The following is a 25,814-nucleotide window of genomic DNA, read 5'->3' on the forward strand; positions in this document are numbered from 1 at the left end:
TCAGCCTGCCGCGACCAGCAGGTCGCCCAGGAAGGCGTACGCGAAGCCGAAGTAGATGAACACGCCGATCAGATCCATGACCGAGGTGATCATCGGTGCCGACAGCGTGGCCGGGTCCGCGCCGATGCGGCGTGCGGCGAAGGGCAGCAGTGCGCCGATGATGCCGCCCAGCGCGGTGCACACCAGCATGCTCGAGCCCACCACCAGCAGAACGTCCATGCCCACGCCTTTGCTGAAGTACGCCAGGATCGCTTCGAGCAGGGCGATGGTGATGCCCAGTGCCGCGGCCACCGGCAGTTCGCGCTTGATGACGAACCCCACATCGCGCCAGCGCAGTTTCAGCTCGCCCAGCGCCATGCTGCGGATCACCAGCGTGGCCGACTGGCTGCCGGTGTTGCCGCCCATGTCCACGATCGGGGCGATGAAGGCGGCCAGCACGATCACCTGCGACAGCAGTTCCTCCTGCGCGGCGACAAAGGTGCTGGTGACGATGCCGAAGCAGGTCAGGATCGCCAGCCAGAACACTCGCACGCGGAACATCTGCTTCAGCGGCGTGCTGCGCACGTCCAGATCATTGCCATGCGCACTCACTGTGCCGCCGAAGCGCGCCAGCTGCGAAGCGTCCTGTTCCTTCTCGATGTCCATCGCATCGTCGACGGTGACGATGCCGATCATGCGATCGCCGCCGTTGGTCACCGGCAGGGCGAGCAGATCGTAGCGACGGATCAGCTCGGCGGCCTGCAGCCGTGGCCAGTGCGCCTGCGCGGACACCGGCTGCCCCTGCATGATCGAGGTGACCGTACTGTTCTCGTTGGCCAGCACCAGGTCGCGCAGCGCCACGGTACCGCGCAGGCGCAGCGTGCGGTCGAGCACGAACAGGATGTTGACGGTCTCGCTGTGCAGCGCGGTGGTACGAATATGCGCGAGTGCCTGCGCCACGGTCATTTCCGGTGACACCCAGACATAGTCGGAGGTGGTCGCCGAGCCGACCGTGCCTTCGGGATAGGACGCCATCTTGAGGATGTCATCGCGTTCCGCCCTGGTCAGCGCGGGCAGCAGTTTCTGCTTGGCGTCATCCCCCAGCCGGTTGTACAGATCAGCGCGATCATCCGAGGGCAGGTGCTCGAACAACTGCACTACCGCCTCGCGCGTCATCGCGGCCAGCAGCTGATCCTGGCGGATCTCGGCGAAGTGCGCGAAGAGATCGGCGCGCGCCTGTGGGTCAAGCAGCATCAGCAACGACAGGGTCTTTTCCACGCTCAGCGCGTCGAGCGCATCGACCAGGTCGGAAGGGTGCGTGGTGGCGGCGATGGCGGCAAAGTCGCCGGCGTCGAGCGACAGCGAGAGGGTGCGGATCGAGAACAGGAGGTCTTCGCGGTTCATGGTGGTGCTCCAACAGGCGGCGCAGCGCAGTCGCGATGCGCGGTAAACACGGATGCGGGTGTGTCAGTCGATGAGGTCAGCCGGCAGGCACGGCGTCACGGCGCAGCGGCGAGAGTGATGCCGAGCGTGATCCAGTGGCCGTCGCGCTGGTGATGGACGCGTCCAGCGAGCAGGTCCACGCTGGCACCCCGCCAGGGCGCATGGCGCACGCCGAACTGACTGCTGCGCTGGCGCGTGGCATCGCGCGCGGTTTCGGCCAGCAGCGACCACTGCGGTGCAGCCACGATTTCCATGCCGATGCCCTCGGTGCGACCGCGTGCCGCGGCCGTGCGCGCCCAGCCCAGGTTGACGTGCAGCAGGGTGCGATCCGACGCGCCGAGCACCACCGTCAACGGCGCATTGATGGCCCAGTCGTCGCCACGCAGGCGGCGCCAGTCGCTGCCGACACCGGCACTGAGCGCCATGCCCCAGCGGCGCCGGTCGATGTCGCGCAGCACGCGCTTGGCACCCAGCGCCCAGTGCGTGTCGGAAGCAGCGCGTAGATGGCTGACACCGAGCGACCACTCCGTGTCGGCGAAGGTGCACGCCGGTACGGCGGTCCACTCGGCCCCGGCATGGGTATGGCGGCCCCAGCTTTCCAGCTGGCAATGACCGGCGTCGGTGATGGAGGCGTCGTCCACCATCAGGCTGGCGGCGGCGCGGGTGGCGAACGGAAGCATCGCCACGGCCACGAGCGGCAGGGCGAACAGACGGGAAGCGTGCATGGGCAATCTCCAGGCAATCGGAAACGCCAGCGGCACCCCTCTCTTGGGGTCGGATGGAACTGCGGTGCGGATGATGCGAGGCGGGCGAGCGTGTCAGCTGCGCCGGAGGGCCCCGTCCTGTGCGGACGGAACCGACCTTGGGGTCAGTGGGTCCGTCGGCTCAGGAGCAGCAACGAGATCGACTATGACTGTCCAAGGAGGGCGCCTCTGGAGGGAAAGGGAAGGTGGTGCGGGGCGGACCTTAGTCACCCGGCGAGGTCAGGTCAACAGGTTTCTGTCGTTTGACTGCGTTCTGTGTGCCTGGTCGCGGTTGCAAGTGCTTACTGGTGCGGAGTTCCTAGCGGTGGTCGGTTGTTAGGGAGAGCGGAATTGCAGCGTACGGCACAGTGTCGCAACCGGCGCTATGGCAACCCAATCAATCAAGCAGCCGCAATAAAAAAAAGCTGAACCCACTTGAAATAGTTGTCTTGTAGGTGCTCTACTCCGCAAGGTGGTGGTGTGCCTGTTCGGCTTCGTCCCCGAAACCAACCTGCCTTCTGCGAATCTTGCAGCGCCGGCATGTGCGGATGAGTCGCATGGGAAATGGATTTCCAACTTCGGGGAGCATGATGAAGCATGCTGCTATCGGCGCTTTGCTGATGCTGATGATGTCTGCTGTCCACGCGCAGGACACCGCAAAGGAGCCGTGGGAAGAGGCCGAACGTCGACTTGCGAAAAGTCGGAAGGTCGACGTGCTCGGGGCCAACATCTTTGGTGACCAGGTCAGCAACTCCAACGGTGCACTATCCTTCTCGGTGACCGATGTCAGCCTGCCCGGCAACAACAGTCTGCCGGTTGCGTTGACGCGGATCTTTGCCGTGGAGAATCACGTTGCGGAAATCGTGACGGGCCGGACCGGCTACATGAGCGATTACATGTTCGCCGACTGGGACCTTGACCTTCCCAGTATCAGCGGCGTCTTTGCGCCAGACTGGCAAGTGGTGGGCACTGAGCCGCTGAAACGCTGTTCGTCCGGAACGGGTGCGCCGCTGTTCTCCTACAACTCGATATTCGTCGAGGCCACATCCTACTGGTCGGGCAATACGCTGAAGCTCATTGATGGTGGAGGCGAGTTGCTGAAAGCAGATGCTGGCGCGCCGGCCCCCGCTGCGGGTGGGCCATACGTGTGGGTGAGCCCAGACCTTGCATATCGAGAGAAACCATGATGGCGCGAATCGAGAGAATGGAAGTTGATGTGGCGGCAGCCCGCTCGAGCTTGGAAAGAATGTTGCTTGGTTCCTATCTTGATTCATTCAACGTCAGCAGCCTTCAGGTAATTTTGAGGTTAATTAACGCCAGGGCGTGTCCTGGTAAATCGCTGTACGTGGATCTAAGCTTGTCCTGTGCGGCCACTCTTCGTGATGGCCGCACCTTTTCCAGCAATCTCGGGGATGTTGATTTCTTTATGGGGAGAGCGGAATTTCTTCCTGAGATCTATGGAAAGATCTGCGTTGAAATCTCCGGTGTTGACCTCGATTCCGACGGTCGACTTGTTCTTTTTATGGGTGACTCAGTCATTGAGTTGGTTGCTACGGACGAGGATATGGATCTTGAGGAATCTGTCTGGCAAGTCGCGATGGAGAATCCGACCGGTTCTGGCCTATCTTTAGGTGGCTCTGTTTCCTGTGTTTCAACGGGCAATGCTGTCATATTCATGTTCGGCATTGAACCGTAGTCATCATTGTCTGCAGCCATCCGTAGGGCCAGTCTGGGCTGGATCCTCTCCCCGCATGCGGGTGGCCGAGATCAGTTGCTGGGGTTCAGACGGCTTGGTTCGCACTGCGTAGGTCGTAGGTTCGATTCCTATTTCCGGCACCAGATACAGCAAAAAGCCCCGGCCTTGGCCGGGGCTTTTTGTTTGAATCGCCCCGCCAGATGAGTCCGCCAAAAAATGATTGTTCGCGCGAAGTAGTGGTTGAGCTGACGCGGTGCCATAACGTCATGGGGTGAGTGAAACGCGTTCGTGTTCTCCACCACATTGAAGTGCATCTTCAGCGATTGATCGTTCATGAAAAGCACCCATAAAAAAACCACCCGCAAGCGGGTGGTTTTTCTGTCTCGCCGTGCGCCGTCGATCAGTTGACGGTGGTGCTCGGCGTGGCCGCCTTCTGCGTCAGCAGGCGGTTGATGTCCTGCAGTTCGGCGATGTCCAGCGTGCCGACGGCCTGGCCCAGCTGCAGGCGGTTCTGCAGGAAGGTGTAGCGGGCGTTGGCGTAGTCCAGCTGCGCGGAGAACAGGATGCGCTGGTTCTGGATCACGTCCAGCACGGTACGCGTACCGACTTCCAGGCCGACCTGCGAAGCGTCATAGGCGCTCTGCGCCGAGACCACCGCCAGGCGACGCGCTTCCACTTCGCTGATGCCCGCGACCAGGGTCTGGTAGGCATTGCGGGTGTTGCGGTCCAGGGCACGCTTCTGCTGCTCGTAACCGTCCTGGGCGATGTCGCGCTGGGCCAGGGCCTGGCGCACGCCCGACTGGGTGGCGCCACCGGAGAAGATCGGCACGTTCAGGGTCAGGCCGACGCTGTTGGTGCGGCGGTCCGGGCTGAAGCTGCCGCTGTCGCCGACCACATCGCCCCAGCTGGCCGACTTGCCGGCGGTGGCGCCCAGCGAGAGGGTCGGGTAGTGCGCGCCGCGGGCGGCCGAGACGCCGGATTCGGCGGCGTTGACCTTCAGTTCCTGCGCCTTCAGCGCCGGGTTCTGCGCAACGGCTTCGGCCACCAGGGTATCGATGGTGGCGTACTTGGCCGGCAGTTCCGGACGGAAATCGGCCGGCAGGGCGCGCAGGTCGGTGACCGGCTGGCCGGTCAGTTCGGTCAGCGCCTGGTAGGCGTCGGCCAACGTGTTCTGCGCGATGATCGTGTTGGCGCGTGCCTGGTCGTACTGGGCGCGGGCTTCGTGCACGTCGGTGATAGGGGCCAGGCCCACTTCCAGGCGCTTGTCGGCGAAGTCGAACTGCTTCTTCGCCGCCGCTTCGTTGGTCTGCGCGGCCGACAGCGATTCGATGCCCACCAGCACGTTGAAGTACGCCGCCGAGGTGCGCACGATCAGGTCGTCGTTGGCCGAATCCAGGGTGAAGTCTGCCGCCTTGCTCAGCTCGCGCTGCGAACGCAGGTTGGCGAACTGGGTGAAGTTGAAGACCGTCTGGCTGCCATTGATCGTGTAGTTCCGGCTCTTGGTGGTGAACGAGCTGGAGGTCAGATCATGGTTCGGGTTGGTGCGGCTGCGGTTGAGCGAGGCCTCGCCGTTGAGCTGCGGCAGCAGGGCGGCACGCGCCTGCACGGCGCCTTCCTTGTCGTACAGGCGGGTCGACTCGGCAGCCGAGAGCTGCGGATCGCCATTGCGCGCCATTTCGTAGACCTGCAGCAGGTCGGCGGCAGAGGCGGTCATCGGCAGCAGGGCGGCGGCCAGCGCAAGGGCGAGGGATCGGCGGATCATTGCGGCTTCCTTGGACTCAGAGTTGGAACTGGGGTGCCGGGGCGGCACCGCGCAGGTAATCGATATCGGTTTCGAACAGCGATTCAGTGGTGCCGTCCGCCTTGACCAGCACCGCTTCCATGACCGGCGACAGGCCACGGATCACGAACAGTCGACCGCCGGGACGCAGCCACTGGGTGAAACGTGACGGGATGACATCCACCGCGCCGGTGACGCAGATCGCATCGAAGCGTCGCTCGGTGTCCCAGGTCAGGGCGTCGGCGGTTTCGATGCGGACGTTGTTGCCCAGGCCGGCTGCGTCCAGGCGCGCGCGCGCGGTCGTGGCCAGGTCGGCGTCGATTTCCAGGCTTAGCACCTCGCGGGCCAGCTCGCCCATGCAGGCGCTCAGGTAGCCGCTGCCGGTGCCGATTTCCAGCACTTCATCACCGGGCTGCAGATCCAGCGCCTGCAGGGTGCGACCTTCGATGACCGGCTTCATCATCTTCTGGCCGTTGCCCAGCGGCAGCTCGATATCGGCGTAGGCCAGGGCGCGGTGCGATTCAGCGACGAACGCCTCCCGCGGCAAGCGTGCCAGTACATCGAGCACGCGGATTTCCAGCACATCCCAGGGGCGGATCTGCTGTTCGACCATCAGTTCGCGGGCGTGGGAGTAATCGATCGTCATGAGGTTCTATATCCAGCGCAGTGGGCCGGCCATTTTACCGGTGCCGGGAGCCGGCGGCGCGCTGAGAGCATCGCTGCCGTCGCGCCGGGGTCGCAGTGCCGGAAGTCACCGCGACCTCCGGTCCATTCAGTTTAGTGCCGCCGGGCATACGCCCGCAGGAAAAAGTCGACGCTGGCGCTTACGTGGGCGTCGGCGTCGCACTCGGCCGGGGCCGGCCGCAACCCGCACATCATATGCGTATGCAGCTCGCCCTTGATCAAGGTCAGGAACTGGAGCGCGGCAGTCGGGAAGTCGGTGATCTCCAGCTCGCCGCGGGCGGTGCGGGCACGCAGGAAATCGGCCAGCGCATCGGTGGTCCGCTGCGGACCGGCCAGCCAGAACATCTCGCGGATCCGGTCGTCGGTATCGGGCGACATCATCACCCGCTGCACGGCCACCGCCGCATCGGAGGTGATCAGGCTGAAGAAGGCGTGGCCGATGCCCATCAGCTGGTCGCGCAGCGGGCCTTCGATGTCGGTGACGAACAGTTCGTCAGGCAGCATCTCGACGCACTTGGACTGCACAGCTTCGGTGAACAAGGTCTCTTTGTCGCCGAAATGGCTGTAAACGGTCAGTTTGGAGACGCCTGCCTGGGCGGCGATGCTGTCCATGCTCACGCCGTTGTAGCCCTGGTCGACGAACAGGGATTTCGCCGCCTCGAGGATGGCCGCACGCTTGCCCAGATCCTTCGGGCGCCCCGGTCCGGCGGCCTTGGCGGCCGGCTTGGAGGGCGATGGGGAGGAGGTCGGATCAGTCATCCAATCAATACTAGACCAATCGGTTCGATATTTATACTATACCGACTGGTTCAATATTGAAGCGTTTGGAACAGAGCGTTTCCAGCCGCTTTTCCCGGGTTACTTTTCAGGTCCAGGACCTCATGAACAACATGCGATGGATGGGTGGTGGGTTGCTGGCGATCGCGCTGGCAGCATGTGGCAAGCAGGACGCCGAGCCGGTGGCGCCGATCCCGGTGCTGGTGGTCCACCCCGGCACCGTGGCCGGACAGGAACTGGCCGCCTATCCCGGTGAGATCCGGGCCCGCCAGGAGAGCCCGCTGTCGTTCCGGGTCGGGGGCAACCTGATCAAGCGCCACGTCGATGCCGGCCAGCGCGTGCGCAAGGGCCAGCTGCTGGCCGAGCTGGATGCCGCCGACTACGCCTCCCAGGCCAGTGCCTCGCAGGCCCAGCTCGCCGCCGCCGAAGCGGACCTGATCCGCGCCCGCGATGATCAGAAGCGTTACGCGACACTTGCCGAGCAGCAGCTGGTCAGCCAATCCGCGCTGGACAGCCAGACCGCCGCGTTCAAGGCCGCGCAGGGCCAGGCCAATGCCGCCCGCGCGAATCTGGCCGTGGCCCGCAACCAGGCCGAGTACGCGCAGCTGCGCGCGCCGGCCGACGGCGTGATCGCCAGCCGCCAGGCCGAAGCCGGGCAGGTGGTCAGTGCCGGGCAGACCGTGTTCACCCTGGCCGCCGATGGCGGACGCGAAGTCGTGATCGCCCTGCCGGAAAGCACCATCCGGGATTACCAGGTCGGCCAGCCGGTGCAGGTGGAACTCTGGAACCGCCCGGGACAGCTGCTGGCCGGCACGATCCGTGAGATCGCCCCGGCCGCCGATGCGCAGGCGCGGACCTACGCCGCCCGCGTCAGCCTGGCGCCGGAAGCACTGACCGAAGTAGAGCTGGGCCAGAGCGCGCGCGTGTTCGCCGCGGCCGGCCGCCAGGGCACGCTGCAGCTGCCGCTGGCGGCAGTACAGCGCGGCGCCGATGGACGCAGCAGTGTGTGGGTGGTCGATCCGGCCAAGCGCACGTTGAAGGCCACGCCGGTGACGGTCGGGGCGTACGCCGTGGAATCCGTTCCGGTGCTGAGCGGGGTGAACGCGAATGATTGGGTGGTTGCCGCCGGCGGCCACCTGCTGCGCGAGGGCCAGCCGGTGACGGCGGTGGACCGTCAGAACCGCCCGGTGCTGGCACCGGCCGCCAAGCCTGCCGCGCCTGGCGCGCCTGCCGCCGGCAAGGGGAACTGATCCCGTGCGCCGCTTCAATCTCTCCGAATGGGCGCTGGGCAACCGGCCACTGGTGCTGTTTGCGATGCTGGCCTTCGCGATCATCGGTGCGTGGTCGTACAAGCACCTTGGCCAGTCCGAGGATCCACCGTTCACCTTCAAAGTGATGGTGGTGCGCACGAACTGGCCCGGCGCGACCGCCGAACAGGTCTCACGCCAGGTCACCGAGCCGATCGAAAAAGCGCTGCTGAACACCGGGCAGTACGAGTTCATCCGTTCCTACTCGCGCCCGGGCGAATCGCAGGTGATCTTCGTGGCGCGCGACAGCCTGCGTTCCAAGGCGATTCCCGACCTGTGGTACCAGGTGCGCAAACGCGTGGGCGACATCAAGCCGACCCTGCCGCGCGAAATCGTCGGGCCGTTCTTCAACGACGAATTCGGCGACACCTTCGGCAACATCTACGCGTTGACCGGGCAGGGCTTCGACTACGCAGTGATGCGCGACTACGCCGATCGCATCCAGCTGGAACTGCAGCGCGTGCCCGACGTGGGCAAGATCGAGCTGGAAGGCCTGCAGGACGAGAAGGTCTGGATCGAGCTGTCCAACACCAAGCTGGCCACCCTGGGCGTGTCGCTGCAGCAGGTGCAGCAGGCATTGGCCGACCAGAATGCCATTGCCGCCACCAGCTTCTTTGAAACCCCGACCGACCGGGTGCAGCTGCGCGTCACCGGCCAGTTCCAGAGCGTGGAGGACATCCGCAGCTTCCCGATCCAGGCCGGCGACCGCACCGTGCACCTGGGCGACATCGCCGAGATCAAACGCGGTTTTGCCGATCCGGCATCGCCGAAGATGCGCTTCATGGGGGAAGACGCGATCGGCATCGCCGTGGCGATGAAAGACGGCGGCGACATCCTCAAGCTGGGCAGTACCCTGGATGCCGAGTTCGAACGCCTGCAGAAGACACTGCCGGCCGGCATGCAGCTGCGCAAGGTCTCCGACCAGCCGCATGCGGTGGAGGAGTCCGTCGGCGAGTTCGTGCAGGTGCTGACCGAAGCGGTGGTGATCGTTCTGCTGGTGAGTTTCTTCTCGCTCGGCCTGCGCACCGGCCTGGTGGTGGGCGTGACCATTCCGCTGGTGCTGGCGATGACGTTCTTCGTCATGCATTACTTCGACATCGGCCTGCACAAGATTTCCCTCGGCGCGCTGGTGCTGGCGCTGGGCCTGCTGGTGGACGATGCGATCATCGCGGTGGAGATGATGGCCACCAAGATGGAGCAGGGCTACGACCGCCTGCGCGCGGCCAGCTTCGCGTGGGAATCGACCGCCTTCCCGATGCTGACCGGCACGCTGATCACCGCGGCCGGCTTCCTGCCGATCGCCACGGCCGCCTCGAGCACGGGTGAATACACCCGCTCGTTGTTCCAGGTGGTGACCATCGCGCTGGTGGTGTCGTGGATCGCCGCGGTGCTGTTCATCCCGTACCTGGGCGACAAGATGTTGCCGGACCTGTTCAACCCGCAGCCGCCCAAGCCGGACAGCCTGGCAGGGCGCTGGCATGCCCGTCGCCTGCGCTGGGCCGACCGCCATCCCGCGTTCGCGCGCTGGATCGCGCCGAAGGTGCATGCGCACGACCACGATCCGTACCAGCGTCCGTTCTACGTGCGCTTCCGCCGTTTCCTCGATGTCTGCCTGCGCCATCGCTGGTGGGTGATCGCTGCCACGGCCGCCCTGTTCGTATTCTCGTTGCTGATCTTCCGCTTCGTGCCCCAGCAGTTCTTCCCGGATTCGACCCGCCCGGAACTGATGGTGGACATTGAACTGGCCGAGGGTGCCTCGTTGCAGGCGACCCAGGCGCAGGCGACCAAGCTGGAAAAGCTGCTCAAGGACCGCGCGGGCATCAGCAACTATGTGGCCTACGTCGGCACCGGCTCGCCGCGTTTCTACCTGCCGTTGGACCAGCAGCTGCCGGCCACCAACTTCTCGCAGTTCGTGGTGCTGACTGAAGATGCCAAAGCCCGCGAAGCGACCCGCGACTGGCTGCTCAAGGACGTGATTCCGCAGTTCCCGGACGTGCAGATGCGCGTGACCCGCCTGGAGAACGGCCCTCCGGTCGGCTACCCGGTGCAGATGCGCATCTCCGGCGAGCACATCGCGCAGGTGCAGGCCATTGCCCGGCAGGTGGAAGCCAAGGTGCGCGCAAACCCGCACGTGATGAACGTCAACCTGGACTGGAGCGAGCCGAGCAAAGTGGTACGGCTGGTGATCGACCAGGACCGTGCACGCGCACTGGGCGTGAGCAGTGCGCAGGTGAGCCAGTTGCTGGGCACCTCGTTGTCGGGCATGAGCGTGAGCACCTACCGGGAGGGCAACCGCCTGATCGAGATGCTGCTGCGTGGCCCGGACAACGAGCGTGTGCGGCTGGACATGCTGGGCAGCCTTGCCATTCCGACCGCCAGCGGCACCTCGGTGACGCTGTCCCAGGTGGCACGCCTGGAGTATGTGTTCGAGGACGGCATCATCTGGCACCGCAACCGTCTGCCGACGGTGACCGTGCGCGCCGACATTGCCGACGCGAAGCAGCCGCTGGACGTGGTGCAGCAGATCCTGCCGACACTGGAGGACATCCGTGCCGAGCTGCCGTCCGGCTACCTGCTTGAAACCGGCGGCACGGTGGAGGATTCCACCCGCGGCCAGGATTCGATCAAGGCCGGCATGCCGCTGTTCCTGATCGTGGTGGCGACCTTGCTGATGCTGCAGCTGCGCAGCTTCTCGCGTGCGGCGATGGTGCTGGTCACCGCGCCGCTGGGCATCATCGGCGCGACCCTGTTCCTGCTGCTGTTCCGCGCGCCATTCGGCTTCGTGGCGCTTTTGGGGACGATCGCGCTGGCCGGCATGATCATGCGCAACTCGGTGATCCTGATCGATCAGATCCAGCAGGACATCGATGCCGGCCACGACCGCTGGCACGCGATCATCGATGCCACTGTGCGCCGCTTCCGCCCGATCGTACTGACCGCGCTCGCCGCGGTGCTGGCGATGATCCCGCTGTCGCGCAGCGCGTTCTACGGCTCGATGGCGATCTCGATCATGGGCGGCCTGATCGTCGGCACCGTGCTGACCCTGGTGTTCCTGCCGGCGCTGTATGCGGCGTGGTTCCGGGTGAAGCCGGATGAGGCAAAGACCAGCGAAGGCTGAGGGACGATGAAGCCGGCCGATGGCCGGCTTCATTCTTTCGGCGCGACGTGACTGCCTGCCGTCTTCGCGGCAGTGGCAAGCGTAAAATGCACATCGGATCTCCTTCGGTCGCGCATGATGCCGCTACGTTTTTTCCCTCCGCTCGCTGCTGCCGCGGCCGTCGCCGTGTCGATGGCCGGTGCGCCGCCAGTGCAGGCGAACACCGCTGCCAGCTTCCAGCGCGATCTCGTCGCGCTCCTGGAATGCCGTGCCTCACCGGCGGCAATGCAGGCGGTGACGACGGCGCTGCGTGGCGCACGGTACGGCGCGCCGCAGGAGCGTCCGGCCCATCTGCAGGGTTGGGGCTTCAGCGGTGACGGGGACGACACGACGACCTTCATCGACATGCCGGACGCGTTGACGGTGCACGGCATCACAACGCACCGCGTGGTGGCCGATGACATGGGCTTCTCGATTCCCGTCGATGCCGGGCAGCGCGCCCGCATCGTCAGCGGGAACGGGCTGCGGCTGCGGTCGAGCAGCCTGCGTGAGCCGTTCCAGGTCTGGTCTCCACCCGAGCCATCCGGCGATGCGTCATTGCCTGCCGCACTCGTGGTGCGCAGCGATGGGGAGGGCTTTCGGGTGGGATGTGACTACCCCGGTCCGATGCGCGAGGCGCGTGTTCCCCTTCGATTGCGCGAGACTGCCTCGGCCAGTGATGTTGGCGCCGCGCTCGAATGTCGGGCGGACGACGCTGCCATGCAGCGCATCGCGAACACGTGGGAGCGTGTTTCGGAACTGTCGCCGGTGGCCTGGCCGGACAATGTCAGCGCGGTGGCCGAGCGTGAGTACGGTGTCGGCGGACAGACGATGTCTCTCCTCGCCGTCACGCTGGACCACCCTGTGATGCTGCAGGGGCTGCCCGTACAGTCGCTCGGCATCGCCCAAGGCGGCTATTTCGCTGCGGACATGGGCGATGCGCCGCTGAAGGCGGTGCTCGATGCCACGCGCCTGGGGGGGGCGGATCGACAGGTAGAGGGGTATTGGATGCGCGAAGCAACGCGGGAGGCGTCCTCCGGATACACGCGCGTGCGGGCATTCAGCGTGATACCCACCGACAGCGGTGCCGTGCTGGCCGGCTGCATGACGAGCGAGGTCCGCTCGGCGGACTGATCGCTGCGCCCGTTCATCGGTCTGCCCTCAGTAAACACCCTGCGCCAGCATCGCGTCGGCCACCTTCACGAACCCGGCGATATTGGCGCCGTCCACGTAGTTCACGCTGCCGTCGGCGCGCTTGCCGTGGCGCACGCAGTTGGCGTGGATGTCCTTCATGATCCCGTGCAGGCGCTCGTCGACATCGGCGTGTTGCCAGGACAGCCGCTGCGCGTTCTGGCTCATTTCCAACCCGGAGGTGGCCACGCCGCCGGCATTGCTGGCCTTGCCCGGTGCGTACAGGGTGCCGGACGCGAGGAAGACGTCCACCGCCTCCAGCGTGGAGGGCATGTTGGCGCCTTCGGCCACGCACAGCACACCGTTGTCGACCAGGGCGCGGGCATCATCTTCGTCCAGTTCATTCTGGGTGGCGCAGGGCAGGGCGATCTCGGCCGGGATGTGCCAGGGACGCTTGCCCTCCAGGTACTCGAAGCGTTTGTCGTCGGCCAGCTCGGCCAAGCAACCACGGCGCTCGTTGCGCAGTTCCACCACCTCCTGCAGCGCCGCTTCATCGAAGCCATCGCGGGCGTACAGCGTGCCGCCGGAATCGGAGAGCGTGAGCACTTTCGCGCCCAGCTCGATGGCCTTGATCGCGGCATGCTGGGCGACGTTGCCAGCGCCGGAAATCAACACCTTCGCACCATCGGTATCGCGACGGGCATGGTGCAGCATCTGCTCGACGAAGTAGACGGTGCCGAAGCCGGTCGCCTCCGGGCGCATCAGGCTGCCACCGTAGGACAAGCCCTTGCCGGTGAACACGCAGGAGGCATCGTTGGTGATCTTCTTCATCATGCCGGTCATGTAACCGACCTCGCGTGCGCCCACGCCGACGTCGCCGGCCGGCACATCGGTATCGGCACCCAGGTGGCGATGGAGCTCGAGCATCAGTGCCTGGCAGAAGCGCATCACTTCGGCGTCGCTGCGGCCCTTCGGATTGAAATCCGAGCCGCCCTTGCCGCCGCCCATCGGCAGGGTGGTGAGCGCGTTCTTCAGGGTCTGCTCGAAGGCAAGGAACTTCAGGATCGACTGGTTGACCGACGGATGGAAGCGCATGCCGCCCTTGAACGGACCGATCGCCGAACTGTGCTGCACGCGCCAGCCGCGATTCACATGGGTCTTGCCTGCGTCATCGGCCCAGGCCACGCGGAACTGGATCACCCGCTCCGGCTCTACCAGCCGCTCCAGCAGGCCGTGTTCCAGGTAGCGGGGGTGACGCTCCAGGAACGGCCACAGGCTCTGGATCACTTCTTTCACGGCCTGCAGGAATTCCGGCTGATGCGGATCGCGCTGGGCCACGTGGTTGAGAAAATCGGCAGCGGAACGAGGGTTCAAAGGCTTTCCTTGTTGGGGGCCAGCCGCTGGCAGCGACGTGGCCGACGGGACAGGGAGGCCGTGCGGGATGTACAGACAGGAACGCGGCCTCAGGCCGCGTTCGTACGGTCATTGCAGCTTGGCAAGGACCGCGTCGGTGGCTGCGGCGGTACTCACCGCAAAACCCTTGGCGGCGAGATCGGCGGTGAACACGCCGTCATCGAGCACGGCATATACCGCTGCCTCGACCGTAGCAGCCTCTTCGTCCAGCCCCAGTGAATGGCGCAGCAGCATGGCCGCGCTGAAGATGGTGGCGTACGGATTGGCGATGTCCTTGCCGGCGATGTCCGGCGCCGAGCCGTGGATCGGTTCGTAGATGCCGACCGCACCCGGTTCGCCCAGCGAGGCCGACGGCAGCAGGCCGAGCGAGCCGGCCAGCATCGAGGCTTCATCGGTGAGGATGTCGCCGAACATGTTCTCGGTCACGATCACGTCGTACTCGCGCGGCTTGGCCAGCAGGTGCATGGCCATCGAATCGACCAGCTGGTGCTCCAGCGCGATCTCCGGGAATTCCTCGCGGCCGATCCGCGCGGCGACGTCGCGCCACAGGCGCGAGGTTTCCAGCACGTTGGCCTTGTCCACCGAGGTGAGCTTGCCGCGGCGGGTCTGTGCCAGCCGGAACGCGGTGCGCATGACGCGCTCGATCTCGCCCACGCTGTAGCTGCACAGGTCGCTGGCGGTGTCGGCGGTGCGGGTCTTCTCCCCGAAATAGATGCCGCCGGTCAGTTCGCGCACAACGACGAAGTCCACGCCTTCCAGCAGTTCGGCCTTGATCGGCGAGGCCCCGAGCGCGGCCGCGTGCGTGCGCACCGGGCGCAGGTTGGCGTACAGTCCCAGCGCTTTGCGGATCGCCAGCAGGCCTTGTTCCGGCCGGACCTTGGCGTTGGGATCGGACCACTTCGGCCCGCCCACCGCACCGAGCAGGATGGCGTCCGCCTTGCGGCAGGCCTCCAGCGTGGTGGCCGGCAGCGGCTCGCCGTGGCGATCGATGGCGATGCCACCGATGTCGTGTTCCTGGAACCCGAAGGTGTGCCCGAAACGGGTGGCGACGGCCTCCAGCACCGCCACGGCGGCGGCGGCGACTTCCGGACCGATGCCGTCACCCGGCAATACGACAATCTCAGCGTGCATGTTCACTCTCGTAACGTTCAATGTCAGGGGTACGGCCCAACAGATACCCCAATTGGTCCACGCCTTCCAGCAGGCAGGTCTGCGAGAAGCCGTCCAGCGGGAAGGCATACACGCGTCCATCGGGCGTGCGCAGTTCGCGCGCGGCCACATCGATGGTCAGTGCGTCATCCGGGCGCTGCATCAGCGTCTGCACATCGGCTTCGTCCAGCACGATCGGCAGCAGGCCGTTCTTCAGCGAATTGCCGCGGAAGATATCGGCGATCTCGCTGCTGACGATGGCGCGCAGGCCCAGGTCGGTCAGTGCCCACGGCGCATGCTCACGCGAGGAGCCGCAGCCGAAGTTGTGCCCGACCAGCAGGATGCTGCGGCCGGCGTTGTGCGGCTGGTTGAAGGCGAACGCCGGGTTTGGCACGCCCTCGCTCTGCCAGCGCCAGTCATTGAAGGCGTACTTGCCCAGGCCGACGCGTTCGGTGGTGGACAGAAAGCGCGCCGGAATGATCTGGTCGGTATCGATGTTGGTCTCGCGCAGCACCACGCTGGTCGAGGTCAGGGTACGGAAGCCGCTCATCAGGCCACCTCCAGCGTGGCATACAGTTCGCGTGGGTCGGCCACGCGGCCGTTCACCGCCGCCCACGCGGCCGTCATCGGCGAGGCCAGCAGGGTGCGCGAGCCCGGCCCTTGGCGGCCTTCGAAATTGCGGTTGCTGGTACTGACCGCCAGTTGCCCCGGCGCGACCAGATCACCGTTCATGGCGATGCACATCGAGCAGCCCGGCTCGCGCCATTCGGCGCCGGACGCGCGCACGATCACATCGATGCCTTCGGCTTCGGCCTGGCGCTTGACGATTTCCGAGCCCGGCACCACCAGCATGCGTACGCTCGGGGCGACGCGGCGGCCCTGCAGCACCTGCGCCACCTCGCGCATGTCGCTCAGGCGGCCGTTGGTGCAGGAGCCGACGAAGACCACATCCACCGGTGTGCCGGCCAGGGTCTGCCCGGCGTGGAAATGCATGTAGTCCAGGCCCTTCTGCGCGGCAGCATCGTTGGCCGCCGGAATCGGCTGGTCCACGGCGATGGCGGTGCCGGGGTGGGTGCCCCAGGTCAGGGTCGGGCGGATGTCGGCGGCATCGATGTGGACCTCCACGTCGAAGCGCGCACCGGCATCGCTGCGCAGCTGCGACCACGCGTTGACGGCGGCATCGAAGTCGGCGCCCTTGGGGCCACGCGGGGTGGCGGCCACCCAGTCGAAGGTGATCTGGTCGGGGGCGACCATGCCGGCTCGCGCGCCAGCTTCGATGGACATGTTGCACAACGTCATGCGCTGCTCCATGTCCATCGCTTCGATCGCGCTGCCGCGGAACTCCAGCACATGCCCGGTGCCACCGTTGACGCCGATCACGCCGATGATGTGCAGCACCACATCCTTGGCGCCGACGCCCTGGGCCAGCACGCCATCCACGGTGATCGCCATGGTCCTGGCTTTGCGTTGCAGCAGGCACTGGGTGGCCAGCACATGGCCGACCTCGCTGGTGCCGATACCGAAGGCCAGCGCGCCGAATGCGCCATGCGTGGAGGTGTGGCTGTCGCCGCAGACGATGGTCATGCCCGGCTGGGTGAAGCCCTGCTCGGGGGCGATCACGTGCACGATGCCGCGGCTGGCCGACTGCAGGTCGAACAGTTCGATGCCATGTTTGGCGCAGTTGGCGGCCAGCATCGCCACCTGTGCCTCGGAGGCGGCACTGGCGTAGGGCAGCTTGCCGTCGGCACCGGCCGGCAGGGTCGGAGTGGAGTGGTCCATCGTCGCCTTGGTCCGGTCCGGCCGGCGCGGGGAGAGGCCGCGCTCGCGCAGTTCGGTGAAGGCCTGCGGGGAGGTCACTTCATGGATCAGGTGCAGGTCGATGTACAGCACGGCGGGCGCGCTGTCGGTCTCGGGAACGACGACGTGGGCATCCCACAGTTTGTCGTACAGGGTGCGGGGAGCTGGGGTCATGGACTGGCCTTGCTGCGGTTCGGGGTGCTTCATGGGTGCTCAGGCCGCGGCGGTGGCCGCGGGCTGTTCGGTCGTCGCGTTGCGCTGGCGCAGCAGGCGGTTGGCCACGTCCAGCCACGCCAATGCGGAGGCTTCGATGATGTCGCGGCTGGTGCCGGTGCCTTCGTACTCCTCGCCCTCGTGGCGCACGCTCAGGTTGGCTTCGCCGCGCGCATCGGCGCCGATGCCCACACTGTGCACGTGGTAGCTGTCCAGCATCAACTGCACGCCGGTGGCGGCCGACAGTGCACCGAACAACGCATCGACCGGACCATCGCCCTGCGCCGTCTCGGCGACGCGGTTGCCCTCCGGGTCGGACAGCTCGACCAGCGCATTGGCGCGGCTGCCGACATCGCTGATCGTCATCGAGGCCAGGCGGTAGCCGTTCTGGGTGGCGCTGCCCTGCATCAGGGTCTGCAGGTCGGCATCGGTCACCACGCGCTGCTGCTCGCACAGCGCCTTGAACTGCTCGAAGACCAGCTTCAGTTCTTCTTCTTCCAGCCAGAAGCCCAGCGCACGCAGGCGCTGGTCGACCGCGGCGCGGCCACTGTGGCGGCCCAGCACCATCTGCGAGGACTCCCAGCCCACGTCTTCCGGGCGCATGATTTCGTAGGTGCCACGGTGGCGCAGCATGCCGTGCTGGTGGATGCCGGACTCGTGCGCGAAGGCGTTGGCGCCGACGATCGCCTTGTTGCGCTGGACCGGCATGCCGACCAGGCGCTGCAGCAGCTGCGAGGTGCCGACGATGCGCGGCGTATGGATCCGCGTGTCTTCCTCGTAGAAGGCGTTGCGTACCTTCAGCACCATGGCGATCTCTTCCAGCGAGCAGTTGCCGGCGCGTTCGCCGATGCCGTTGATGGTGCATTCGACCTGGCGCGCGCCGCCTTCGATGGCGGCCAGTGAGTTGGCCACGGCCAGGCCCAGATCGTTGTGGCAGTGCGCGCTGAAGATGATGCGGTCGCTGTCCGGCACCCCGGCGATCACGCGCTGGAACATCCCGCGGATCTCTTCCGGCGTGGTGAAGCCCACGGTGTCGGGCAGGTTGATGGTGGTCGCGCCGGCGGCCACGGCCACGCGGGCGACCTCGATCAGGAAGTCCTCCTCGGTGCGCGTGGCGTCTTCCGCGGAAAACTCGACGTCATCCACATAGCCACGGGCCAGGCTGACGTGCCTGTGCACCGATTCCAGCACCTGCTCTCGGGTCATGCGCAGCTTGTGCTCGCGATGCAGCGGGCTGGTCGACAGGAAGACATGCAGGCGCGCGTTCGCTGCGGCCTCCAGCGCCTTGGCCGAGGTTTCGATGTCGGCAGCCAGGCAGCGCGACAGCACGGCCAGGGTCGGGCGGCGCACTTCGCGGGCGATCATCGCCATGGCTTCGCGGTCGGACTGGGAGCTGGCCGGGAAGCCGGTTTCCATGACGTCCACGCCCAGTTCGTCCAGTGCGCGGGCCATCACCAGCTTCTGCTGCGGGCTCATGCTGCAGCCGGGCGATTGCTCGCCATCGCGCAGGGTGGTGTCGAAAATTCTAATGCGGGGGGAGTTGGGCATGGTCACCAGGAGGTCTCCTCGACAGCAATGTCGGATGGAATGGCAGAGGTAGGAATCGAAACGGATATCGGGGGTGTCGCGAGCACGGTTGGTAGGGGCGGGCGTGTTCGCTCGCTGGCGCGGCGGCGCGGTTTGCGCGGGGGACGGGGACGGATGTCGGCCAGCAGCTGGGCAAGTACCAGCGCATCGATGTTGCCGCCGGAGACCACCGCGCACTTGCGCTTGCCGGCGACGCGCCGGCCGGCGGCCAGCGCCAGCGCGCCAGCGCCTTCGGCGATCACGTGTTCTTCCAGCGCCAGCCGCACCAGGGTTTCGCGCAGCTCGGCTTCACGCACGATCACCACGTCGTCCAGCAGGGCACTGCACAGCCGGCGGGTCAGGAAACCGGGGATCTTTACCTTGACGCCGTCGGCCAGGGTGGCGACCGGAGCGATCTCGCGTACGTCGCCGCGGATGGCGCGGGCCATCGAATCGACGCCCTCGACCTGCGCACCGACGATGCGCACGCCCTGCGATTTCAGCGCCAGCGCCACGCCGGACGCCAATCCACCGCCGCCGATCGGCACGATCACCACGTCCGGGGCGTGCGGCGCCAGCTCGATGCCCAGGGTGCCCTGGCCGGCGATCACGTCGGGGTCGTCGAAGGCGGACAGGAAGCGGTAACCGTGCTGGTCGGCCAGCGCGCGGGCGAAGGCGTAGGCCTCGTCGTAGCTCTCCCCGTGCTGGCGGACAGTCGCGCCCCAATGCGCCACGCCGGCGATCTTGGTGGCCGGTGCGCCGTGCGGCATCACCGTGATCGCCGGAATGTTCAGGCGGTAGGCGGCCCAGGCCACGCCCTGGGCGTGGTTGCCGGCCGAGGCGCAGATGACCGGGCGGTCATCGCCGCGTTCACGGCCGGCCAGCAGGGCGTTCAGTGCGCCGCGTACCTTGTAGGAGCCGGTGCGCTGCAGGTTTTCCAGCTTCAGCCAGACGCCGAAGCGCTCGGCGTAATGCAGCGGCGTGGGCGGCAGGAAGCGGCGCAGCCGCGCCTGCGCGGCCAGCACATCGGCGACGCTTACGTCGCCTACATCCGGTTCCTGCGGGGTACGGCTAGCCGGCATCACGCACCCGGCCATGGTCATCGTCGCGGAGCGACGCGCGCTGCCACGGCGCACGGTGCGACGTCGTGCCTCCTGCAGCGCGGTGCGACGTTGTGCATCCTGCACGCGCACCATTTGCACATCCATGTGCTGCAAGAAGACACCTCCGTACCGGCACCGATGCAACGGTGCGGGCGTTCATGCGGATACTCCCGGTTCCAGCGCGCTGATGCGCACCGAAACACAGTCGTAGATCTTCTCGATCTGGCGGCGCAGCGTCTCCGGCGGGCGCGTGCTGTCCACCACCAGCTGCAGGTGCCAGCGGCCATCATCGGCGGCATTCGGCGCACCGGCGATCGCGCGCGGCGCGAAGCCGCGGCGTTCGGCCATGCCGATCACGCGCAGCAGCGCGCCTTCGGCGGGGGTCAGCACCAGGTCAAGCCGGTATTGCATTGGGGAACTCCTGGGACTGATGGGCGGGGTTGCTTTCCAGCATCGTGCTGTTGGCGTTGTTGGGCGGCACCAGCGGCCAGACGTTGGCACGCGCATCGATGGCGACATGCAGCAGCGCCGGGCCGGGCTGGGCCAGCATCGCGGCCAGGCCACCTTCGACATCGTCACGCGCTTCGATGCGCGTGGCCGGAATGCCGAACACCTGGGCCAGCGCGGCGAAGTCCGGGTTGTCGGACAGATCGATCTCGCTGTACCGCTCGGCGAAGAACAGCTCCTGCCACTGGCGGACCATGCCCAGCGAGCTGTTGTCCAGCAGCACGATCTTCACCGGCAGGCGGCAGCGGGCGATGGTGACCAGCTCCTGCACGTTCATCATGAAGCTGCCGTCGCCGGAGACCAGCACCACGGTGCGGTCGGGGCAGGCGAACTGCGCGCCCATCGCCGCCGGCAGGCCGAAGCCCATGGTGCCCAGCGCGCCGCTGGTCAGGTGGTTGCGCGGGTGGTTGAAGCGGCAATGCTGGGCGACCCACATCTGATGCTGGCCGACATCGCAGGCGATGATGGCGTCGCTCGGCGCCAGCTCGCTCAGGCGCTTCAGCAGCGCCGGGGCGTAGATGTGCTTGCCCGGCGCGTCGTAGCGCGGGGCGAAGCGTTCACGATGGCCCTGGCAGCGCTGGCGCCAGGCGTCCTGCGCGGCCGGTACCGTGGCGGCGGCGGTCAGCGCACGCAATGCCGTGCCGACATTGCCGGGCACCGCGATGTCGGCAGTACGCAGCTTGGAGATCTCGTACGCATCGGCATCGATGTGCACGACGCGCGCGAACGGCGCGAACTCGTTCAACTTGCCGGTCGCGCGGTCATCGAAGCGTGCGCCGACCACGACCAGCAGATCGCTTTCCTGCACGGCCATGTTGGCTGCGCGGGTGCCGTGCATGCCCAGCATGCCCAGGTAATGCGGATGCTGCGGCGGCAGCGCGCCCAGCCCACGCAGGGTCAGCACGGTCGGCATACGGGTCGCCTCGACGAAGGCGCGGAAGTCCTCCACCGCATCGCCCAGCGCCACCCCACCACCGGCATAGATCACCGGCTTCTCTGCCCCGGCGATCGCGGCGATGGTCTGCGCGATGGCCTCGTCCTGCGGCGCAGGCGGTGCGACCACGGTGGACGGCACGTGGTCGGGCAGGTGCGACGCATCGGCCACCTGCACGTCCTTGGGCAGATCGATCAGCACCGGGCCGGGACGGCCCTCGCGGGCGATCCGGAACGCATCGGCGACCACCTGCGGCAGGTCTTCGACCCGACGCACCAGCCAGCTGTGCTTGACGATCGGCAGGGTCAGCCCGAACACGTCCAGTTCCTGGAACGCGTCGGTGCCCAGCAGCGGGGTGGCGACCTGGCCGGTGATGCAGACCATCGGCACCGAATCCAGCATCGCGTCGGCGATGCCGGTGACCAGGTTGGAGGCGCCCGGGCCGGAGGTGGCGACGCAGACGCCGACCCGGCCGCTGGCACGGGCGAAGCCGTTGGCGGCCAGGGCCGCGCCCTGCTCGTGGCGGACCAGGATGTGCTTCAGCCCGGAATCCACCAGGGCGTCATAGAACGGCATGATGGTGCCGCCCGGATAGCCGAACAGCGTATGCACGCCCTCGGCTTCCAGGGCCTGCGTCAACCAGCGTGCGCCGTTGCGGGGCGCGGTGCTGTGTGCGGAGGTATTCATGCGGTGACCTTTACGAAAGCGGGTGGGGGAGCCGCGCGTTTTACGCGGCTTGACTTTGCAGCCAGACCATCTTGGCGCGCAGTTCCTTGCCTACCTTCTCGATCGGGTGCTCCAGGTCGGCCTGCTTGAACTTGTTGTAGTTCGGCAGGCCCGCTTCGTACTCGGCCACCCAGTTCTTGGTGAAGGTGCCGTTCTGGATATCGGTCAGCACGTCCTTCATGCGGGCCTTGGTGCCGGCGTCGATCACGCGCGGGCCGCTGACGTAGTCGCCGTACTGCGCGGTCTCGGAGATGAATTCCAGCATGCGGGTGATGCCGCCTTCGTAGAACAGGTCGACGATCAGCTTCAGTTCGTGCAGCACTTCGTAGTAAGCGATTTCCGGCTGGTAGCCGGCTTCGACCAGGGTTTCGAAACCGGCCTGCACCAGGGCCGAGGCACCGCCGCACAGCACCGCCTGTTCGCCGAACAGATCGGTTTCGGTCTCTTCCTTGAAGGTGGTCTGGATCAGGTTGGCGCGGGCGCCACCCAGGCCGCCGGCGTAGGCCAGGGCGAACTCGGCGGCCTTGCCGCTCTTGTCCTGGTAGACCGCCCAGATGCACGGCACGCCGCGGCCGATCTCGTACTCGCGACGGACCAGCGCGCCCGGGCCCTTCGGTGCGACCAGCACCACGTCCAGATCCTCGCGCGGTTTGATCATGTCGAAATGCACGTTCAGGCCATGCGCGAACAGCAGCACCGCCCCCTGTTTCATGTTCGGCGCGAGCACGTCTTCGTAGAGCTTCTTCTGCACCATGTCCGGGGTCAGCACGGCGACCAGGTCGGCGTCCTTCACCGCTTCGGCCGGGGCTTTGACGGTGAAGCCGTCGGCCTGGGCCTTGACCTCGGTCGGACCGCCCGGGCGCAGCCCGACGACGACATCGAAGCCGGATTCACGCAGATTCAGCGCGTGCGCGCGGCCCTGGCTGCCGTAGCCGACAACAGCGATCTTGATCTGGGGCAGGTCGTTGGTGCTCATGGGGGAGGTCCTTTGGAGGCAAGAAAAAAGAGGGCCGACGGTCAGCGACGCGTCGGCCCATCAGGGGAAGGGGGGGCGCCGGCCTGGCCGCGACCACACGCGGACGCACCCGCCGTGGGGGCGGTGGGCATCGGCTGGCTCGAGGTGGGCTGGCGGGTCATGGTGGAAGGCAACTCGGGGGAGGATGGAAATCGAAGGGCTCTGAAACGAAAAAACCCGCACCTGGTCGGGTGCGGGTTTTGATGGATACCTGGCAGTCTTGCTTACACGCCGGTCCGTCCCGCACCTGTTGGTTGGGTAATAAGTACGAGGACGAGAAGCGAATGGACGGAGGCCGCGCCGTGGTCGGCGTGCTCGGTGGATTCGCGGGTGGCTGTGCGCTGCAACATGAGATCGAGAAAACCACACGGCTTTTGGCGGTGTCAACCCTGGGAACGCAATTTCCATCGGTTTCGCCTGCATCCACCGCAAGGCCCCGCCGCGCAAGGATGGTTGCGGCTGAAAGCGTTCGGGTGAACCGGAATTCAAAATTTTGGCGCGCCGTACTGCGCGGATTCGAGGGCTGCTTCCCGCGGTGCATGACCATGGTGGGATGTCATCCGGAGGCATCTGCCGCCACCATCGGGGGGCTACCACTCATCAGGAACCACCCCGTGTCCTCACGCCTTGCCCGCGGCCTGCTCGCCGCCGCCGTCCTGTGTACGCTGCCTGCCGCCGCGATCGCCGCCGACCGGATCACCGGCCACACCTTCGCCACCCGCTCGGAGGTGATCGCCCCGCACGCGATGGCCGCCACCTCCCAGCCGCTGGCCACCCAGATCGCGCTGGACGTGATGAAGTCCGGCGGCTCGGCGGTCGATGCCGCGATCGCCGCCAATGCCGCGCTCGGCTTGATGGAGCCGACCGGCAACGGCGTCGGCGGCGACCTGTTCGCGATCGTGTGGGACCCCAGGACGCAGAAACTCTACGGTTACAACGGCTCGGGCCGCTCGCCGAAGTCGCTGACCCTGGCCGAGTTCCAGCGCCGCGGGCTGAAGGAGATCCCGGCCACCGGCCCGCTGCCGGTCTCGGTGCCCGGCGCGGTCGACGGCTGGTTCGCCCTGCACGAGCGCTTCGGCCGCAAGCCGATGGCGGACAACCTCGCCCCGGCGATCCGCTACGCCCGCGAAGGTCACCCGGTCGCGGAGGTCATCGCCTACTACTGGGACCGCTCGGTCCCGCGGCTGTCCAGGTATCCCGGCTTCACCGAGCAGTTCACGATCGACGGCCATGCCCCGCGCAAGGGCGAGCTGTGGAAGAACCCGAACCTGGCGCACACCCTCGAGCAGATCGCCCAGGGCGGCCGCGACGCCTTCTACAAAGGTGACATCGCCCGCACCATCGGCAGCTACTTCAAGGCCAACGGCGGCTACCTGAGCTACGACGACCTGGCCAGCCATCACGGCGAGTGGGTCGAGCCGGTGAGCAGCAATTACCGTGGCTACGATGTGTGGGAGCTGCCGCCGAACAGCCAGGGCATCGCCGCGCTGCAGATCCTCAACGTGCTGGAAGGCTACGACTTCTCCACGATTCCCTTCGGCTCGCCGGAACACGTGCACCTGTTCGTGGAGGCCAAGAAGCTGGCCTTCGCCGACCGTGCGCGCTTCTACACCGACCCGGCCTTCCATCCGGCGCCGGTCGACAGACTGATTTCCAAGGGCTACGCCGCCGAGCGCCGCAAACTGATTTCGATGGACAAGGCCCTGAGCGAAGTGCAGCCGGGCACGCCGAAGCAGCTGAAGGAGGGCGACACGATCTACCTGACGGTGGCCGATGCGGACGGCATGATGGTCTCGCTGATCCAGTCCAATTACCGCGGCATGGGCAGCGGCATGGCGCCCCCGGGCCTGGGCTTCATCCTGCAGGACCGCGGCGAGATGTTCGTGCTGCAGAAGGATCACCCGAATGGCTATGCCCCGGGCAAGCGGCCGTTCCAGACGATCATCCCGGGTTTCGTCACCAAGGATGGCAAGCCGTGGATGAGCTTCGGGGTGATGGGTGGTGCGATGCAGCCGCAGGGGCATGCGCAGATCGTGATGAACATGGTCGATTTCGGGATGAATCTGCAGGAAGCAGGCGATGCGCCGCGTATCCAGCACGAGGGGTCGACGGAGCCGACCGGGCAGGCGACGGCGATGAGCGACGGGGGCGAGGTGAATCTGGAAACCGGCTTTCCGTATGAGACGGTGCGCGCGCTGATGCGCAAGGGCCACCGGGTGGTGTTCGCGGATGGTCCGTACGGCGGGTATCAGGCGATCCTGCGTGATCCGGAGACCGGGGTGTACTACGGCGCTTCGGAGAGCCGCAAGGATGGGCAGGCGGCGGGGTACTGATTCTCTCGCGCTCTGTAGCGCCGATCGCTGGTCGGTAGAAGCGCATGGCAGAGCGCATGGCAGAGCGCATGGCAGAGCGTAGAGCATTGCGCTTTGGGGCTGCGGGTAGTGGGCCGGCCTGGGTGGCTTTGCGGGACACGCCGTGAATCCATCCATGGAGGCTCATGTCGCCGCATCCATGCGGCTCATGGTCCCGCCAACCCACCCAGGCCGACCCACCCACAATGGGTCGGTGCGCACGGCAAAAGCGCACACGGCTGATACGGTAGACCCACGCCATGCGTGGCTGCTCTTCCCGGGCAACGATCCGACGTAGAGCCACGCCATGCGTGGCTGCTTTGCCTCAAACAGGATCCAACGCGTCAGGTGCACGCTGCTGCGC

Annotated in this window: 20 protein-coding genes; 6 read left to right on the forward strand and 14 right to left on the reverse strand. The window is 66.5% G+C overall.

Features of this window, described 5'->3' with window-relative positions:
* Together mgtE and HDC96_RS11625 are read right to left on the reverse strand one after the other, a co-directional pair.
* Complete coding sequence (mgtE, locus tag HDC96_RS11620) at positions 1-1,383, reverse strand: magnesium transporter (RefSeq protein ID WP_179460109.1); 1,383 nt, start codon at positions 1,381-1,383, stop codon at positions 1-3.
* Between the two features lie 95 nt (positions 1,384-1,478).
* The gene (locus HDC96_RS11625) at positions 1,479-2,147 is read right to left on the reverse strand and encodes a hypothetical protein (RefSeq protein WP_179460110.1); all 669 of its coding nucleotides are present in this window, start codon (positions 2,145-2,147) and stop codon (positions 1,479-1,481) included.
* Positions 2,148-2,755: 608 nt separating this feature from the next.
* On the opposite strand from HDC96_RS11625, the gene HDC96_RS11630 reads away from it, so the two are divergent.
* Together HDC96_RS11630 and HDC96_RS11635 are read left to right on the forward strand one after the other, a co-directional pair.
* Complete coding sequence (locus tag HDC96_RS11630) at positions 2,756-3,352, forward strand: hypothetical protein (protein WP_179460111.1); 597 nt, start codon at positions 2,756-2,758, stop codon at positions 3,350-3,352.
* Positions 3,349-3,861 carry a hypothetical protein gene (locus tag HDC96_RS11635; RefSeq protein WP_179460112.1) on the forward strand — a complete coding sequence of 171 codons (513 nt, stop codon included), beginning with the start codon at positions 3,349-3,351 and terminating at the stop codon, positions 3,859-3,861. Before HDC96_RS11630 ends, HDC96_RS11635 begins: the two co-directional genes overlap by 4 nt.
* Before the next feature lie 400 nt (positions 3,862-4,261).
* On the opposite strand, the gene HDC96_RS11640 is transcribed toward HDC96_RS11635, so the two are convergent.
* From HDC96_RS11640 to HDC96_RS11650, 3 genes are all read right to left on the reverse strand, one after another.
* The gene (locus HDC96_RS11640; RefSeq protein WP_179460113.1) at positions 4,262-5,623 is read right to left on the reverse strand and encodes a TolC family outer membrane protein; all 1,362 of its coding nucleotides are present in this window, start codon (positions 5,621-5,623) and stop codon (positions 4,262-4,264) included.
* Positions 5,624-5,639: 16 nt separating this feature from the next.
* A complete protein-coding gene (locus tag HDC96_RS11645; RefSeq protein WP_179460114.1) occupies positions 5,640-6,287 on the reverse strand; it encodes a protein-L-isoaspartate O-methyltransferase in 648 nt (215 codons plus the stop codon).
* Positions 6,288-6,418: 131 nt separating this feature from the next.
* Positions 6,419-7,084: a TetR/AcrR family transcriptional regulator gene (locus tag HDC96_RS11650; RefSeq protein ID WP_179460115.1), complete on the reverse strand. Its 666-nt coding sequence runs from the start codon at positions 7,082-7,084 to the stop codon at positions 6,419-6,421.
* Between the two features lie 122 nt (positions 7,085-7,206).
* Between HDC96_RS11650 and HDC96_RS11655 the strand changes: the two genes are divergently transcribed.
* From HDC96_RS11655 to HDC96_RS11665, 3 genes are all read left to right on the forward strand, one after another.
* The gene (locus HDC96_RS11655; protein WP_179460116.1) at positions 7,207-8,352 is read left to right on the forward strand and encodes an efflux RND transporter periplasmic adaptor subunit; all 1,146 of its coding nucleotides are present in this window, start codon (positions 7,207-7,209) and stop codon (positions 8,350-8,352) included.
* 4 nt (positions 8,353-8,356) lie between these two features.
* Entirely contained in the window at positions 8,357-11,527 is a 3,171-nt protein-coding gene (locus tag HDC96_RS11660; protein ID WP_179460117.1) for an efflux RND transporter permease subunit, read from the forward strand.
* 114 nt (positions 11,528-11,641) lie between these two features.
* The gene (locus HDC96_RS11665; protein WP_179460118.1) at positions 11,642-12,679 is read left to right on the forward strand and encodes a hypothetical protein; all 1,038 of its coding nucleotides are present in this window, start codon (positions 11,642-11,644) and stop codon (positions 12,677-12,679) included.
* A gap of 27 nt (positions 12,680-12,706) precedes the next feature.
* Here HDC96_RS11665 and gdhA read toward each other — a convergent pair whose 3' ends face one another.
* The 9 genes from gdhA to ilvC all read right to left on the reverse strand — a co-directional run bounded on the left by gdhA (position 12,707) and on the right by ilvC (position 23,060).
* A complete protein-coding gene (gene gdhA, locus HDC96_RS11670) occupies positions 12,707-14,050 on the reverse strand; it encodes an NADP-specific glutamate dehydrogenase (RefSeq protein ID WP_179460119.1) in 1,344 nt (447 codons plus the stop codon).
* 108 nt (positions 14,051-14,158) lie between these two features.
* Positions 14,159-15,220, reverse strand: a complete 1,062-nt coding sequence (gene leuB / locus HDC96_RS11675) for a 3-isopropylmalate dehydrogenase (RefSeq protein WP_179460120.1) — start codon at positions 15,218-15,220, stop codon at positions 14,159-14,161.
* Entirely contained in the window at positions 15,210-15,788 is a 579-nt protein-coding gene (leuD, locus tag HDC96_RS11680; protein WP_179460121.1) for a 3-isopropylmalate dehydratase small subunit, read from the reverse strand. The genes leuB and leuD overlap by 11 nt, the downstream gene beginning before the upstream one ends.
* Positions 15,788-17,209 carry a 3-isopropylmalate dehydratase large subunit gene (gene leuC / locus HDC96_RS11685; RefSeq protein ID WP_179460122.1) on the reverse strand — a complete coding sequence of 474 codons (1,422 nt, stop codon included), beginning with the start codon at positions 17,207-17,209 and terminating at the stop codon, positions 15,788-15,790. The genes leuD and leuC overlap by 1 nt, the downstream gene beginning before the upstream one ends.
* Before the next feature lie 39 nt (positions 17,210-17,248).
* The gene (locus tag HDC96_RS11690; RefSeq protein WP_179460123.1) at positions 17,249-18,796 is read right to left on the reverse strand and encodes a 2-isopropylmalate synthase; all 1,548 of its coding nucleotides are present in this window, start codon (positions 18,794-18,796) and stop codon (positions 17,249-17,251) included.
* A 2-nt stretch (positions 18,797-18,798) separates the two neighbouring features.
* Positions 18,799-19,896, reverse strand: a complete 1,098-nt coding sequence (locus HDC96_RS11695) for a threonine dehydratase (RefSeq protein ID WP_026069874.1) — start codon at positions 19,894-19,896, stop codon at positions 18,799-18,801.
* Positions 19,897-20,073: 177 nt separating this feature from the next.
* Positions 20,074-20,328, reverse strand: coding sequence for an ACT domain-containing protein (locus HDC96_RS11700; RefSeq protein WP_019183810.1), 255 nt, complete (start codon positions 20,326-20,328; stop codon positions 20,074-20,076).
* Positions 20,312-22,045 carry an acetolactate synthase 2 catalytic subunit gene (ilvG, locus tag HDC96_RS11705; protein ID WP_179460124.1) on the reverse strand — a complete coding sequence of 578 codons (1,734 nt, stop codon included), beginning with the start codon at positions 22,043-22,045 and terminating at the stop codon, positions 20,312-20,314. The genes HDC96_RS11700 and ilvG overlap by 17 nt, the downstream gene beginning before the upstream one ends.
* Positions 22,046-22,085: 40 nt before the next feature.
* The gene (ilvC, locus tag HDC96_RS11710; RefSeq protein WP_070473592.1) at positions 22,086-23,060 is read right to left on the reverse strand and encodes a ketol-acid reductoisomerase; all 975 of its coding nucleotides are present in this window, start codon (positions 23,058-23,060) and stop codon (positions 22,086-22,088) included.
* A gap of 653 nt (positions 23,061-23,713) precedes the next feature.
* Here ilvC and ggt point away from each other — a divergent pair.
* The gene (gene ggt, locus HDC96_RS11715; RefSeq protein WP_179460125.1) at positions 23,714-25,432 is read left to right on the forward strand and encodes a gamma-glutamyltransferase; all 1,719 of its coding nucleotides are present in this window, start codon (positions 23,714-23,716) and stop codon (positions 25,430-25,432) included.
* Positions 25,433-25,814: the final 382 nt, after the last annotated feature.

Source organism: Stenotrophomonas sp. JAI102 (assembly GCF_013409105.1).
GTDB classification, from domain to species: Bacteria; Pseudomonadota; Gammaproteobacteria; order Xanthomonadales; family Xanthomonadaceae; genus Stenotrophomonas; species Stenotrophomonas maltophilia_AA.